The following is a 14,413-nucleotide window of genomic DNA, read 5'->3' on the forward strand; positions in this document are numbered from 1 at the left end:
GGCTTGCGGCCGTCCGGCTACAAGCTGGCGCCAATCGCCCGCGCCATCGCCGCCCCGCTCTGGAACGCGTTTTCCACGCGCGCGCCGAGGCACCAGTCACCGCCCACCCACAGGCGCGCGGAGACATCGGCGAGCATCGGCTGGCCGAGTGGCCGGGTGGTCATCGCGTAACGCCAGCGATGGGCTTGGGCAAAGGCCATCGGCGGCAGCACCACGCCCGTCTGTTCGGCCAGGGCCGCCCGCATCAGCGCCAGGATGTCTTCCGGCGCGCGTTCCAGATGAGCGGTGCTCCAGTGTGGCGCGGCGTGGACGAGCCAGCGGTCGCTGCGGCCGACGAGTCCGGCGCGGCTGGACTCGCAGGCGATCCAGCCGATCGGGCCCGCGTCGAAGCGCGCGGCCTCGAACGGCACGTCCCACGGCGCGTCGAAGGCGAGCATTGCCGCCCAGCACGGTGCGATGCCGACACTATCCAGCGCGTCGGTGAGCGACGAAACATTGGCCAGCAGCGCACCGGCCTGCGGTGCGGGCGCGGTGATGACGACGGCGTCGAAGATTTCCACGAGTTCCTGCTCGGCCAGCCGCAGCTCCCACCGACCCGCGTGCCGGCGCAGTGAACTTGCGGTGGCGCGCAGGCGGATATCCAGCGGAGCGGCGAGCGGCCTGACCAGCGCACTCATGCCGGACGTACCGATCCACCACGTGTGTGCGGGATGCGGAGCATCCTCGGGCAGGCGCGGCGACCACGCGGCGGCGGCGCCGGAGCGCTGCAAGGTTTCCAGCAGGTCGACAAAGGCCGGATCGCGGGCGGTAACGAACTGCGCGCCGTGATCGTACGCGTCTCCGCTGTCGGTGCGGCGCGTGGCCAGACGCCCACCGATGCCGCGGCTCTTCTCGAAGATCACCGGTGACCAGCCCTGCTGGCGCAGCTGGTGTGCGCACGTGAGGCCGGCCATGCCGGCGCCAATGATGGCGATGCGGGGGGATGCGTGGTCGGGCATGCGACGCGCCTTGGAGTGACAGGCGAGTGTGGCATCGCGATACCGGAAGCGGGAATGCGGCGTGAGGTTGCAGGCGTCGGGTCGGAACGCCCTCTCGCTGCCTGGACCCTCTCACTTGCCCTGCCAGCGGCGGCAAGCCGATATCGCGTCAACGTCGCTTGCAGCCAGAGTGACGTGCTGGAATTTCCGTGTAGCGGAATGAGGGCGGCACTTCGCGCTGCCCCCCTCACTTTGGCCCCGCATCACGCCCCGGCCAGGCTCTCACCCCGGTGGCGAGAAGGTTCTCGGCAACTTCAGCCGGCCGCGCCCGCGCGCACCAGATACTGCACGCTGAACATGCCTTCGGGATCGAGCCACACGTTGCGCACTTCCAAGCCCGCACGGTGGGCAAGCGCTGCGAAGTCTTCCAGCGAGTACTTGCAGCTGTATTCCACCTGCATCGCCTCGCCGTCGCGAAAGCGCACCAGCTGGCGACCCACGCTGACGTTCTGCTCGGCGGTGGAGACGATGTGCGTCTCGATGCGCCCGGCCATCGGGTTGTAGCGCGCGCGGTGGCGGAAGCGGGCGAGGTTGAAGTCGCTGCCGGTGGCGCGGTTCACGTGGGCCAGCATGTTGAGGGTGAACTCGGCGGTGACGCCGGCCGCGTCGTTGTAGGCCGCTTCCAGCAGGGCGACATCCTTCTTGAGGTCGACACCGATCAGGATGCCGCCGCTCTCGCCCATCTCGCTGCGCATCTTGCGCAGCAGCGTGGCCGCCTCGGCGGCATCGAAGTTGCCGATGGTGGAACCGGGGAAATAGATCACGGTGCGGCGCGCGGCGCGCGGCGAGATCGGCAGGCGCAGCGGCTTCGTGAAATCGGCGCACAACGGTTGCATGGGCACATGCGGAAAGCGCGCGGCGAGGCGCTGCACGCTCAGGCGCAGCGGCTCGGGCGAGATCTCCACCGGTACGTAGGCCACCGGCGCGGCGAGCTGCTGCAGCAGGATGTCGGTCTTGATCGCGTGTCCGCTGCCGTACTCGACCAGGCGCACGTCCGGGCCGAGCGTCTGCGCGATCTGCGGACCCAGCGCCTGCATCAGCGAGATCTCGCAGCGGGTGAGGTAGTACTCCGGCTGCTCGCAGATCTGCTCGAACAGGTGCGAGCCGCGCTCGTCGTAGAACAGCCACGAGGGCAGCCGCTTGGGGCTCGCACGCAGGCCGCGCTGGACGATCTCCAGCACCAGGTTGTCCGGCGGGCGACGGTCGTCGTCGCGAAAATCCGCTACTTGTGAATTCATCGATCGTGTCCCAGTCGAATCCCTGCGAACTGCCAGCGGGCGTGAGGTGGAAAGAAGTTGCGGTAGCTTGCCCGCACGTGGTCGCACGGCGTGACACACGAGCCACCACGCAGTACCCACTGCCCGTTCATGAACTTGCCGTTGTACTCGCCCAGCGAGCCGGGCAGCGGCTGGAAGCCGGGGTAGCTGACGTAGGGCGAGGCGGTCCATTCCCACACGTCGCCGAACATCTGCAGCAGACCGTTGCCATCGGTCGGTGCCGGCAGCGGATGGAAATGGCCGCCGTCCTGCAGATTGCCCTGCACCGGCAATGTCGCCGCGGCGGATTCCCACTCGGCCTCGGTCGGCAGGCGTGCGCCGGCCCAGCGGGCGAAGGCATCCGCCTCGAAGTAGCTGAGATGGCTCACCGGCGCTTCCGGATCGAACGCCATGACACCATGCAGAGTGAACTCGCAGGCCAGGTCGTCCTGCCAGTACAGCGGCCGTTGCCAGCCTTCGGCCTGCACCGTGGCCCAGCCGTCGGACAGCCACAGCCCGGGCTCGCGGTAACCGCCGTCATGGATGAAAGCAAGGTATTCGGCATTGGTCACCAGCCGGTTGGCCAGCGCGTGGGGCTGCAGCAAGGCGCGATGGCGCGGTGTCTCGTTGTCGAAGGCGAATCCGCTACCGCCGTGGCCGATCTCGACCACCCCCTCGCGCCCGGCGACAAAACGCATCGGCACCGCGGCCGACGACGCGGCCGGTGCGCGTTCGTCATAGGCCGGCCGCAGCGGGTTGCACCACAGCGCGTGCTTGATGTCGGTGAGCAGCAGCTCCTGATGCTGTTGTTCGTGGTTCAAGCCCAGCTCCACCAGCGTGGCGAGGTCCGGATCGTCACCGGTCAGCAGCTGTTCGCTGACCGCCTCGTCGACGTAACGCCGGTAGTCGAGCACCTCGGCCAGCGACGGCCGCGACAGCAGGCCGCGGTGCGGTCGGGCATGCATCGGACCCACCGACTGGTAGTAGGAGTTGAACAGCACCATCCATGCCGGATGCCGCGGCGCATGACCGGCGCGGCGCGACAGCACGAACTGCTCGAAGAACCAGGTGGTGTGGGCCAGGTGCCATTTGCCCGGGCTGGCGTCGGGCATCGACTGCACCATCAGGTCTTCTGCACTCAGGGGGGCAGCGAGTGCGACGGTGCGCTGCCGGACGCGGTGGAAGCGCTGCTGGATATCGGCGGCGACGGCCGCGGATGCCAGCCTCACAAGGCGCCTCCGCGAGAGGCCCACTGATCGGGGATGAAGCGGCGAAGGCGCATAGTCATGCGGGGTGCCGAGGCAACGGGGATCAGCGGATGATGGTGCCGCAGCGCACGTTCAGATCCTGTGATACGGCAGGGGCCGATAGTGCGCGAAGGCCGGGCGCACGTGTGCGAACGGTCCCATGGAAGTTCCAGCAACCCGATGACGAGGTGACCCATGAAATTGCCCGTTTCCGCCTTGTTGATGGCCCTGGTCGTGGCCACCGGCACGGCCACCGCGGCCGCTGCACCGCAGGCCCGCATGCCCATCAAGCCGATCAGCGACTGCATCCGCATCGACCAGATCAACGAATGGCACATCGTCGACCGACGCACGGCCATCGTGCGCACGGGGCCGAAACGTTATCGCGTCAACCTGCAGAGCGACTGCCCGCGTCTCGGGCTGGGGCCGGCCGGCTTGATCTTCCGTCCCAACCGCTCGAATGCCGCCATCGACGCCACGCGCATCTGCGGCGAGGTTGGCGAGACGGTGCACTCGGAAAACCAGCCGCCGTGCGCGATCCAGTCGGTGCAAATCATCGACAAGGCCGAGTTCGACCGGTTGTCGGCCCACGCCAAACGCAGCGGCAGTGGCGCCGATCAGCCCACGCGCAAGCCCTGAGCAAGCCGCCGGCCACCGCAGCGGCACAAAAAAAGCCCGGCGCGAAGCCGGGCTTTTTGATGTCACGAGAGACGTGGCTCAATCGTCATCGTCATCGCCGATGTACCGGGTCGGGTAGCCATCGTCGTAGACCACCGTGCGGGTCCGCACCACGCGACGCTCGATCACCGGGCGATCTTCGTAAATCACCGTGCGCGGACGGCTGTAGACCACCGGTGCATCGTAGTAGACCGGCCGCGGATTCACCGCCGCGTCGACCAGGCCCACCACCGCACCGGCCACCAGCGCGCCGGCGATCCAGCGACCACCTTCCCAGTGGCCCCCATGGTGACGATAGCCGCCGTAATAGCCGCCGCGATAATCGTGATACCCGCCGTGATAACCGCCGTGATAACCGCCGTAGTAGCCACCGCCACGACCCCAGCCGTGGCCGTGAGCCGAGGCGGCCAGCGGCATCGCCAGCGCCGACGCCACCATCAGTCCGACTGCCGCCATTTTGGTTTTGCCGTTGATGCGTGTCATGTGTCGCCTCCGTCAGTGCGGGATGAATGCTCGGCCCCGCCGACTTAATGCCCACTGAAACCTCACCGGCGCTTGATCCGGGCGGTATCCCACGGGTTCACGTCGCCCTCCACCGCGTGCGGACGCAGCAGCCAGCAGCCGTGGATGTCGGCCCGGCGAGCGAAATCGAACGGGATGCTGGGGGCGGTCCAGTCCTCGATGGTGAAGCGTTCCTCCAGCGCCGCGCGATCCAGCGCGAAGCGGCGGAAGTTGTTGGAGAACACGATCACGCCATCGTTCGCCAATCGGTCGCCGCAGGCCATGAGCAGGGCGACGTGATCGCGCTGCACGTCGAAATCCTCGGCGCGCTTGGAGTTGGAGAAGGTCGGTGGATCGACGTAGATCACCCCGTAGCGATCGCGCTCGCCGCGCAGGAACTCCAGCGCATCGGCCTGGATCAGCTTGTGCGTGCTGCCGGTGAAACCGTTCAGCGCCAGGTTGCGCGAGGCCCAGTCCAGATACGTCGCCGAAAGATCGACGCTGGTGGTGTCGCGCGCGCCGCCGGCCGCCGCGTAGACGCTGGCCGTGGCGGTGTAGGCGAACAGGTTGAGGAAACGCCGGCCCCTGGCCAGCTCGCGCAGCCGCGCGCGCACCAGCCGGTGGTCGATGAACAGACCGGTGTCGAGGTAGTCGGTGAGGTTGACCAAAAATTTCAGGCCGCCCTCTTCCACCTCGAGGAATTCGCCGCGCTGGTCGAACTGGCCGTACTTGGAACCACCCTTGCCGCGCTCGCGGGTCTTCAGCGCGATGCGCTCGCGCGGCAGGTCGAACACCTCGCCCGCCACTCGGGTGATCTCGCGCATGCGCGTGCGCGCCGTTTCCACCGGGATCTCCACCGGCGCGCGGTATTCCTGGATGTGCAGCCAGGTGTCGCCCGCCGCATTGGCGTAGACGTCGATGGCGGCGGCGTACTCGGGCAGGTCCTGGTCGTAGGCGCGCCAGCAGTGGATGCCCTCGCGCCGCAGCCGCTTGCGCAGGTGCTTGAGGTTTTTCTCCAGCCGGTTCTTCAGCATCTGCGCGCCGGGCGACAGCGGCTTGGATTCGTGCGGCATCGCCTCGCGCGCGTGCAGCTCGAAGATCAGCAGCACGGTTTCCAGCGCGCCGTTGTAGAGCGTGTATTTCTTCTCGGCGCGCAGCGGCATGGCGCGCCCCAGCTCCACGTCACCGGCCAGCACGGCGGCGCGCCAGCCGGTGAAGCGGGCACGCAGCGTTTCGCCCAGCGCGCGATACAGCGGCGGCATCTGCTCGCGCTCGCCCAGGCGCTCGCCGTAGGGCGGATTGGTGATCACCAGCCCGCGCGACACACCCGGCGGCGGCGCCACGTGCAGCGCGTCGTGGCGATCGAGCGTGAAGAAGCCGGCGACGCCCGCCTCCTGCGCGTTGCGCTTGGCGGTCTGCACCATGCGCGGGTCCGCATCGGAACCGAAGAAGCACGGCCGCAGCGCGCGCAGGCCGGCCTCGGCGCGCTGCGTGGCCTCCTCGTGCAGGCGCTTCCACAGCGCGATGTCGTGCTGCGCCCAGCCGAGAAAGCCGAAGTACTCGCGGTGCAGGCCCGGCGCCACGTCGGCGGCCATCCAGGCGCCTTCCACCAGCAGCGTGCCGGAGCCACACATCGGATCCAGCAGCGCGCCGCCCTCGGCGTAGATCTGCGGCCAGCCCGCGCGCAGCAGCATCGCCGCGGCGAGGTTTTCCTTCAGCGGTGCCTCGCCCTGCAGCTCGCGCCAGCCGCGGCGGTGCAGCGGGCTGCCGGAGAGATCCAGCGACAACGTGGCGCGGTCGCGGCGCAGGCGCACGTTTATGCGCACGTCCGGCTCGTCGGTATCCACGCTGGGACGCTCGCCGTCGCGCTGACGGAACTGGTCGACCACCGCATCCTTCACCCGCTGCGCCAGGTACTGGCTGTGGGTGAGCTTGCTCAGCGTGGTGTGCGCGTCCACCGCCAGCGTGGCGTGACTGGCCAGATGGGTCGACCAGTCGATCGACTGCACGCCGGCATACAGCGCCTCGTCGGTCGCCGCGTCGAACTCGCCCAGCGGCAGCAGCACGCGGCTGGCCAGGCGCGACCACAGGCAGGCGCGATAGGCGGTTTCCAGCTCGCCGGAAAAATGCACGCCGGCGACGGTCTCGCGCGTGTCCTGCGCACCGAGCGCGGCCAGTTCGTCCTTGAGCAGGTATTCCAGGCCTTTCGGGCAGCTGGCAAAGAACGCCGTCATGCGCGCGCCGCCAGCTGGTCCAGGAACAGCCGAAACTGCCCGACGATGGTGTCCACGCTGGCGCCCAAGCGATGGTCGTCGTCGAGAACCAGCAGCGGCAGCTGGCGACGCGCGGCGAAGGTGTACATGTCGTCCAGCGGGCACAGCTCGTCGCGCCAGCCGTGGATCAGCACGGTGGGCACGTCGGGCGTCACGTCGAAATCGACCTCGCAGCCGGGAATGCTCTCCGGCGTCGCGAGCAGGAACAGGCCGGCGACCGGATGCTCCAGCGAGGCCAGCCCGGAGACGAAGGCGCCCATGCTGGAGCCCACCAGCACCGGCGGCGCCGGCTGCGCCTCGATCAGGGCACGCAGGCGAGCCAGCCGGGCCGGCACGGAGCCGGCGTAGCCCAGCGCGTCATCCTCGCGGTAATCGGGGCGCAGCGTGCTCCAGCCCAGCGACTCGGCCAGTGCGGCCAGCGCGCTGACCTTGGTGGCATCGGGGCCGGAGTCGGAACCGTGCGAGAGGATGATCGGGCTGCGCATGGCGGCTCCTGGGGCGGGGCGGGCCGTCCATGATACCCGGCGCCGTGCGAGACTTTCGCCCATGCCACCGATCATCCGCGACCGCCCCCTGCCCTACGTCGACCACCTCGCCGAACGCGCGGCCGACGCGGTGACCCTGGTGGTGATCCACTGCACCGAGCTGCCGGACCTCGCCACCGCGCGCGAGTACGGCGAACGGGTGCAGCACGAGAGCGGCACCGGCAACAGCGGGCATTACTACATCGACCGCGACGGCAGCATCGAACGCTACGTACCCGGCACTCGCGTGGCGCACCACGTGCGCGGCTGCAACCCGCACTCCATCGGCATCGAGCTGGTGAACCTGGGGCGCTACCCGCACTGGTGGGATTCGCGCCACCAGACGATGACCGAGCCCTACCCGGACGTGCAGATCGCCGCGCTGGTGGAACTGCTGGCCCAGCTGCGGCGCGATTTTTCCAACCTGCGCGAGATCGCCGGGCACGAGGATCTGGACACGGCGCGAATGCCGGCCAGCGACGATCCCTCGCTGGAAGTGCCGCGCAAGCTCGATCCGGGGCCGCTGTTCCCGTGGGACGCGGTGCTGGCGGGGTGCGGGTTACGGCGCGTTCGCGCCTGACAGCACTCGGTGAGCCCGCACTTCCAGGCAGGCCCGGCCCTTCACCCCGCCCCGCTATAATCGCCGGCTTATTTCCCCACCTATCGAGCAGCACATGCGCGAGGAACACGTCCGGGAACTGGTCGACCTGCTCGACCTGGAGCGGCTGGAAGACAACCTGTTCCGCGGCCAGAGCCGCGACATCGGCACGCGCTTCGTGTTCGGCGGCCAGGTGCTGGGACAGGCATTGTCGGCCGCCCAGCGCACGGTCGACCCGCGCCGCGAGGCGCACTCACTGCACGCGTACTTCCTGCGCGCCGGCGACATCGACGCGCCGATCGTCTACAGCGTGGAGCGTACCCGCGACGGCGGCACGTTCTCCTCGCGTCGGGTGGTGGCGATCCAGCACGGCCAGCCGATCCTCAACGGCTCGATCTCGTTCCAGGAGCCGGAAAAGGGCTTCGAGCACCAGACGTCGATGCCCGAGGTGCCTTCCCCCGAGGACGTGGAACCGATGCGCCACCTCTCGCCGGAGGAACTGGCCAAGCTGCCGGTGAAGCTGCAGCGCTGGCTGGGCATCGACGGTCCGTTCGAGTTCCGCCAGGTGTGGCCGCGCGATGACCTGCACCCGGTCAAGCGCCCGCCGATCCAGCACATCTGGTTCCGCCTCACGGCGCCGATCAGCGACTCGGCGATCCTGCATCGCGCACTGCTGGCGTACGCCTCGGACTTCCACCTGATCGGCACCGCCACCCTGCCGCACGGCATCTCGTACATGACCCACAACGTGCAAATGGCCAGCCTGGATCACGCGCTGTGGTTCCACCGCCCGTTCCGCGTGGACGAGTGGTTGCTGTACTCGTTCGACAGCCCCACGGCGCAGGGCTCGCGTGGCCTCGCGCGCGGGCAGATCTTCAGCCGCGACGGCCGCCTCGTCGCTTCCACCGCGCAGGAAGGCCTGATACGCCTGCGCGACAGCTGACCGACGGAACCTGACCATGCGCCAGCTCTACACCTCGCCGCACCAGCCCAACATCGACCGCTTGGTCGCCCTGCTCAACCAGCACGGCATCGAGTGCCAGGTACAGAACGTCTCGCGCTGGAACCGCCGCGCGCACCAGCGTTTCAGCTACATCCAGCAGCGCGAAAGCCGTGACCAGTGGCCGCAGGTGTGGGTGACCCACGCCGACGACTACACCCGTGCGCGCGAGCTGCTCAAGGAGATCGGCATCGACCCGGTGATCCGTCACGGCGACGCGCTGGCGGCGGCGCGCAATCCCTCGCCGATCAACCAGCGCCAGCACACCATCACGCGCGTGCGCCGCATCGTGCTGCTGGCGGTGGGCGGCGCGGTCGTGCTGCTGATGCTGCGCTACATGGGCCTGATCTAGGCACGCACGCGCGCATTGATTGTTCGCTGCATGCCGGACCGCTTTCCGCCCACCCCTGCCCATCGCCGGCTGCGCGAAGCCACCCGTCACGAACACGCCGCCGCCGAACGCACGCCGGTAATGCAGGCGCTGCTGCATGGCCGACTGGACGCAGCCACCTACACGCGTCTGCTGCTTGGCCAGTACACCATGTACCGCGCGTGGGAAGCCGAGCGCGCCGCCTGGCTGCACGGCGAGCTGGCCGCCGCTGGCTGGCGTTACGCCAGCCGCAGCGAACGGCTGGCGCGCGATCTCGCCGACTGGGGCCGGTCCCCCGAAGATGAACCGTCGCCGCTCCCCGCAGCACCGATTTCACAGGTCATTGGCAACCCCTCCGCATCATGGGGCGAGCTCTATGTGATCGAGGGCTCGGCGCTCGGCGGCCAGATCCTGGCCCGCCTGCTGGAACAGCGCTTCCCCGGACACGCCCATCACTTCTTCCGCATCGGCCAGGAGGCCGGCCGCGGAACCTGGAGGACGTTTCAGTCGATGCTGGACAGCCAACTTTCCAACCCCATGCAACAGCAGGCCGCCATCGCCGCGGCGCGAAACATGTTCGGACGTGCCCAGCGCATGCTGGAGGCGGTGCGTGCATGACGCGGCCCCTGACCTCGCCCGAGACGCAGGTCGACCTGGAGGCCTGCGCACGCGAGCCCATCCACATCCCCGGCTCGATCCAGCCACACGGCGTGCTGCTGGCCATCGAGGCGCAGCGCGGGGTGGTCACCCAGGCCAGCGCCAATGCCGGGGAGGTGCTGGGGCTGCCGCTGGATCGCATCCTCGGTGCGAGCTGGACCTCGTTGGTTGCCACCGATCGGCTGCCGGACGATGACGGCACGCGGCCGTCGCACAGCGGCTGGGTAGCTGCACATTTCCCGCAGCGCGAAACGCCCCCCGCGTCGCGCTGGGTAGCCGCCTTCCACCACTATGAGCAGCACGCGCTGATCGAGCTGGCGCCACACGCAGCGCGCTTCGACGAAGACCCGCTGCGCCGCAGCTACGAGCTGGGTCGACAGCTCGACGCCGACCGCAGTATCGACGCCGCCGCGGCGCGGGTCGCGCGCAGCCTGCGCAACCTGCTCGGCTACGACCGCGTGATGGTCTACCGCTTCGACCGCGACTGGAACGGCGAGGTGATCGCCGAATCGCTGCGCCGCGGGCTGGAGCCCTACCTCGGCCTGCACTACCCGGCCACCGACATCCCTGCGCAGGCGCGGGCGCTGTACCTGCGCAACCGCGTGCGCGGCATCGGCGACGTGCGCTACACGCCGAGCCCGATCGTGCCCACCGACGATCCCCGGACCGGCCAGCCACTGGACCTCAGCGACGTGTCACTGCGCAGCGTGTCGCCGGCGCATCTGGAATACCTGGCCAACATGGGCGTCACCGGCACCCTGGTCGCCTCGGTCATCGTCAACGGTCGATTGTGGGGCCTGATCTCCTGCCACCACTATGCGCCGCGCTACGCCGATCACGAGATGCGCGAGCTGGCCGAAGGCGCCGCCGGTGCGCTGGCCATGCGCATCGGCGCGTTGCAGGAAGTGGAAAAAGAAGAGCTGGAGAGCAGCCTGCTGACCGTACGCGAGAAGCTGATCACCGCCTTTGACGAGAACGAGCAGATCAGTCCGCTGCGGCTGGGCGAGCTGGCACCGCTGCTGCTGGAAGTGGTGGATGCCGACGGCGTGGCGATCTTTGCCGGCGAGGAGGTGATCACGCACGGCCATGTGCCTACAACGGAGGGCCTGGCCCGCATCCGCGCGCTTGCCGCCCCGACCAGCATCGACCACGACGCGATCAGTGGCGTGCTGCACACCTCTGCGCTGGGCGAGCGCTTTCCGGCGCTGGCCGACCTCACGCCGAAGGCAGCCGGCATCATCTTCATGCCACTGGCACCGGATGCACGCAACGCCATCCTGTGGACTCGCCGCGAGATGGTGCACGACGTGCGCTGGGGCGGGAACCCGTACCTGTCGAAACTGGAAGCCATTCCCGGCGCGCGGCTGTCGCCGCGGCAGAGTTTTGCCGCATGGCAGGAAACCGTGCGCGGCCGCGCGCGCGCCTGGGCCACGCCGCACCTGGAATCGGCGCGCAGCCTGCGCGTGCTGATCGAGCTGATGGAGCGCAAGCACTATCAGCGCCATACCGCCCTGCTCGGCGCCTCGCTGGAGCGCGTACGCGAGAGCGTGCTGATCGTCGAGGCCGGCCACCGACCCTGGCACGCCGCCCCGATCACCTTCGCCAACCACCGCCTGGCCGAACGCGTCGGCCATCCGCCGGAGGCGCTACCCGGCCGACCAGTGTCGACCCTGCTGCACGACGCCGCGCCCCAGCGCTATGCGCTGGCGCAGGCGCAGGGGGATCTGGACGCCCGTCAGCAGGCGGTGCTGGGCGTCCAGCTGGCGCACGCCGACGGCAGCGCGCGACCGTTCCGCCTGGCCATCGAACCGGTGCGCGATGCCCAGGGCCAGCTTACCCACTGGCTGGCGATCGACCACGACGATTGATCCGGAGCGCCGATGCAGGCATAGAATCGGGGTCATGCGCTCCGAACGCGTCCGCCTGTTCCAGACCCTGCCCCACGCCTGCGGCTACTTTGCCGAGCGCACGGCGCAGAACCTGGTGATCGATCCGGCCGCCCCGCAGCTGGACCAGCTGTACGGGCCGGCACTGGAGCGCGGCTTCCGCCGCGCCGGCGGGCACCTGTATTTTCCCAGCTGCCCGCAATGCAAGGCCTGCACGCCCTGCCGCATAGACGTGGCGAACTTCGTACCGAACCGCGCGCAGAAGCGCTGCCTCAAGCGCAACGCCGACCTCACCCTGCTCGAATGCATTCCTGGGTACAACGCCGAGCGGCACGCGCTGTACGAGCGCTACCTGCGCACGCGCCATGCCGGCGGCGGCATGGACGAGGCCGAAGCCAGCGACTTCCGCCGCTTCCTTACCGCGCCGTGGAGCCCCACGCTGTTCCTGGAATTCCGCGAAGGCCACCGGCTGCTCGGCGTATCGGTCACCGACGTCTGCCTCACCGGCGTGTCGGCCGTCTACACCTTCTTCGATCCGGACGAGTCCGCGCGCAGCCTCGGCACTTGGGCGATCCTTCAACAGGTGGAACTGGCCCGCCGCCGCGGCATTCCGTGGGTTTACCTGGGCTTCTGGATCGACGGCCATCCGAAGATGGACTACAAGCGCCGCTTCCAGCCGTTGCAGGTGCGGGGACCGGACGGCTGGACGGTCATGCCCAACCCGTAGGGGCGCACCGAAGTGCGCACTGCTCTTCGTGGGGTGTTTGCAAAAGGCAACCGCGCATAGAGCCTGCCCCGGACTCGATCCGGGTGTGCGCTCCCACGACGCCTACATGCGCGCCGCCTGCTGCGGATACGGAAACAGCTTCTCCAGCGGCACCGAGATGCCGTCGTCACCCATCACCCGGCAGTGCGTGCGGTCCAGCTCGCGCGGATCGTCCAGTCCGCAGCTGTGCGCGATGATGCCCACTTCGTGCATCACGTTCTTCGCGTAGTGGTACACCTTCTCGCTCTTGTCGGTGACCACCAGCCCGCGCTGCAGCCGCGGGTTCTGCGTGGTGATGCCGGTGGGACAGGTGTTGCGGTTGCACTGCAGCGACTGGATGCAGCCCAGCGCCAGCATGAAGCCGCGCGCCGAGTTGACGAAGTCCGCGCCCATCGACATCGCCCATGCCACGTCATAGGCGGTGATGCACTTGCCCGAGCAGATCACCTTGATGCGCTGGCGCAGGCCGCGCGCGATCAGCATGTTCACCAGTTCCGGCAGTGCCTCGCGCAGCGGCAGTCCGACGCCTTCCATCAACGTCTGGGGCGCGGCGCCGGTGCCGCCCTCGGCACCGTCGACGATGATGAAATCCGGCGCGCTCTCGATGCCGCGACGGTCCACCTCGTCGCACAGCTGGGCGATCCAGCGCATGTCGCCGAACACCGCCTTGAAACCGGTCGGCTTGCCGGTGAGTTCGCGGATGTGCGCGATGGCATCCATCAGCTGCGCCACGTTGGCGATATCGAGGTGACGGTTCGGGCTCTGCGAATCCTGCCCCACCGGGATGCCGCGGATCGCGGCGATCTCCGGCGTCACCTTGGCCGCCGGCAACAGCCCGCCCATGCCGGGCTTGGCGCCCTGGCCAAGCTTGATGCTGACCATCTTCACCTGCTTGTGCGCGCAGACCGCGGCAAGCTTGTCGTCATCGAGCCGGCCATCGGGCGTGCGCACGCCGTACTTGGCGGTGCCGATCTCGAACACGATGTCGCAACCGCCTTCCAGGTGATACGGCGCGAGCCCGCCCTCACCGGTGTCCATCCAGATGCCGGCCTTGGCCGCACCGATCGACAGCGCACGCACCGCCGGTGCCGAAAGCGCGCCGAAGCTCATCGCGGAGATGTTGAAGAATGCGGCGTGGTCGTAAGGCTCGCGCGCGTAGGGGCCGATGCGCAGCGGCTTGGGCTCGACGTGGTGGTCGCCCAGCGCGGGAAACGCCGCGTTGACGAAGAACGGCACGCCCTCGGCGCGCAGGTCGCGGGTGGAGCCGAACGCGTTGGTGTTCTCCGCGTTCTTCGCCGCCCGGTACACCCACACACGCTCGGCACGGTTGAACGGCAGCTCCTCGCGATCGCTCGAAAACAGGTACTGGCGGAAGAACTCACCCAGCCGCAGGAAACCGTAGCGGAAGTGCCCGATCACCGGAAAATTGCGCAGCACCGAATTGGACGTCTGGTTGCGATCGATGAACCAGGTCACCAGCACCAGCGCCACGCCCATGGCGAGCAGCAGCAGGAACAGCGCCGCGAACACCTGCACCACCACGATCAGCCAATGCGCAAATCCGGATGTCTCCATGCCCTTCCCTCTCCCGTCGTTGATCGGATTGTGACCGCAGCGCGC

Annotated in this window: 14 protein-coding genes; 7 read left to right on the forward strand and 7 right to left on the reverse strand. The window is 68.7% G+C overall.

The window, feature by feature from the left end; all coding sequences use genetic code 11:
• Nucleotides 1-17 precede the first annotated feature (17 nt).
• From ISP17_RS07305 to egtB, 3 genes are all read right to left on the reverse strand, one after another.
• Nucleotides 18-998 carry an NAD(P)/FAD-dependent oxidoreductase gene (locus ISP17_RS07305; protein WP_404631605.1) on the reverse strand — a complete coding sequence of 327 codons (981 nt, stop codon included), beginning with the start codon at nucleotides 996-998 and terminating at the stop codon, nucleotides 18-20.
• A 293-nt stretch (nucleotides 999-1,291) separates the two neighbouring features.
• The gene (gene egtD / locus ISP17_RS07310) at nucleotides 1,292-2,275 is read right to left on the reverse strand and encodes an L-histidine N(alpha)-methyltransferase (protein ID WP_404631607.1); all 984 of its coding nucleotides are present in this window, start codon (nucleotides 2,273-2,275) and stop codon (nucleotides 1,292-1,294) included.
• Nucleotides 2,272-3,516, reverse strand: a complete 1,245-nt coding sequence (gene egtB / locus ISP17_RS07315; protein ID WP_404632663.1) for an ergothioneine biosynthesis protein EgtB — start codon at nucleotides 3,514-3,516, stop codon at nucleotides 2,272-2,274. The genes egtD and egtB overlap by 4 nt, the downstream gene beginning before the upstream one ends.
• A gap of 219 nt (nucleotides 3,517-3,735) precedes the next feature.
• Between egtB and ISP17_RS07320 the strand changes: the two genes are divergently transcribed.
• A complete protein-coding gene (locus ISP17_RS07320) occupies nucleotides 3,736-4,179 on the forward strand; it encodes a DUF6491 family protein (RefSeq protein ID WP_404631609.1) in 444 nt (147 codons plus the stop codon).
• Between the two features lie 78 nt (nucleotides 4,180-4,257).
• Here ISP17_RS07320 and ISP17_RS07325 read toward each other — a convergent pair whose 3' ends face one another.
• The 3 genes from ISP17_RS07325 to ISP17_RS07335 all read right to left on the reverse strand — a co-directional run bounded on the left by ISP17_RS07325 (nucleotide 4,258) and on the right by ISP17_RS07335 (nucleotide 7,477).
• Entirely contained in the window at nucleotides 4,258-4,701 is a 444-nt protein-coding gene (locus ISP17_RS07325; protein ID WP_404631611.1) for a hypothetical protein, read from the reverse strand.
• Nucleotides 4,702-4,763: 62 nt separating this feature from the next.
• Nucleotides 4,764-6,953: a bifunctional 23S rRNA (guanine(2069)-N(7))-methyltransferase RlmK/23S rRNA (guanine(2445)-N(2))-methyltransferase RlmL gene (gene rlmKL, locus ISP17_RS07330; protein WP_404631613.1), complete on the reverse strand. Its 2,190-nt coding sequence runs from the start codon at nucleotides 6,951-6,953 to the stop codon at nucleotides 4,764-4,766.
• Complete coding sequence (locus ISP17_RS07335) at nucleotides 6,950-7,477, reverse strand: alpha/beta fold hydrolase (protein WP_404631615.1); 528 nt, start codon at nucleotides 7,475-7,477, stop codon at nucleotides 6,950-6,952. Before ISP17_RS07335 ends, rlmKL begins: the two co-directional genes overlap by 4 nt.
• Before the next feature lie 61 nt (nucleotides 7,478-7,538).
• Here ISP17_RS07335 and ISP17_RS07340 point away from each other — a divergent pair, with 61 nt between their 5' ends.
• The 6 genes from ISP17_RS07340 (at nucleotide 7,539) to ISP17_RS07365 (ending at nucleotide 12,754) form a co-directional block, all read left to right on the forward strand.
• The gene (locus ISP17_RS07340; RefSeq protein WP_404631617.1) at nucleotides 7,539-8,096 is read left to right on the forward strand and encodes an N-acetylmuramoyl-L-alanine amidase; all 558 of its coding nucleotides are present in this window, start codon (nucleotides 7,539-7,541) and stop codon (nucleotides 8,094-8,096) included.
• Nucleotides 8,097-8,190: 94 nt separating this feature from the next.
• Nucleotides 8,191-9,057, forward strand: coding sequence for an acyl-CoA thioesterase II (gene tesB / locus ISP17_RS07345; RefSeq protein WP_404631619.1), 867 nt, complete (start codon nucleotides 8,191-8,193; stop codon nucleotides 9,055-9,057).
• A 16-nt stretch (nucleotides 9,058-9,073) separates the two neighbouring features.
• On the forward strand, nucleotides 9,074-9,466 hold the full coding sequence (locus tag ISP17_RS07350) for a putative signal transducing protein (RefSeq protein WP_404631621.1): 393 nt from the start codon (nucleotides 9,074-9,076) through the stop codon (nucleotides 9,464-9,466).
• A 30-nt stretch (nucleotides 9,467-9,496) separates the two neighbouring features.
• Nucleotides 9,497-10,102: a biliverdin-producing heme oxygenase gene (locus tag ISP17_RS07355; protein ID WP_404631623.1), complete on the forward strand. Its 606-nt coding sequence runs from the start codon at nucleotides 9,497-9,499 to the stop codon at nucleotides 10,100-10,102.
• Nucleotides 10,103-10,110: 8 nt separating this feature from the next.
• Entirely contained in the window at nucleotides 10,111-12,009 is a 1,899-nt protein-coding gene (locus tag ISP17_RS07360; protein ID WP_404632665.1) for a GAF domain-containing protein, read from the forward strand.
• A gap of 34 nt (nucleotides 12,010-12,043) precedes the next feature.
• The gene (locus ISP17_RS07365) at nucleotides 12,044-12,754 is read left to right on the forward strand and encodes an arginyltransferase (protein WP_404631625.1); all 711 of its coding nucleotides are present in this window, start codon (nucleotides 12,044-12,046) and stop codon (nucleotides 12,752-12,754) included.
• 102 nt (nucleotides 12,755-12,856) lie between these two features.
• Here ISP17_RS07365 and ISP17_RS07370 read toward each other — a convergent pair whose 3' ends face one another.
• Entirely contained in the window at nucleotides 12,857-14,368 is a 1,512-nt protein-coding gene (locus ISP17_RS07370) for an FMN-binding glutamate synthase family protein (RefSeq protein ID WP_404631627.1), read from the reverse strand.
• Between the last annotated feature and the right edge of the window lie 45 nt (nucleotides 14,369-14,413).

This window comes from Dyella ginsengisoli (genome assembly GCF_044904665.1).
Classification (GTDB): domain Bacteria; phylum Pseudomonadota; class Gammaproteobacteria; order Xanthomonadales; family Rhodanobacteraceae; genus Dyella_A; species Dyella_A ginsengisoli.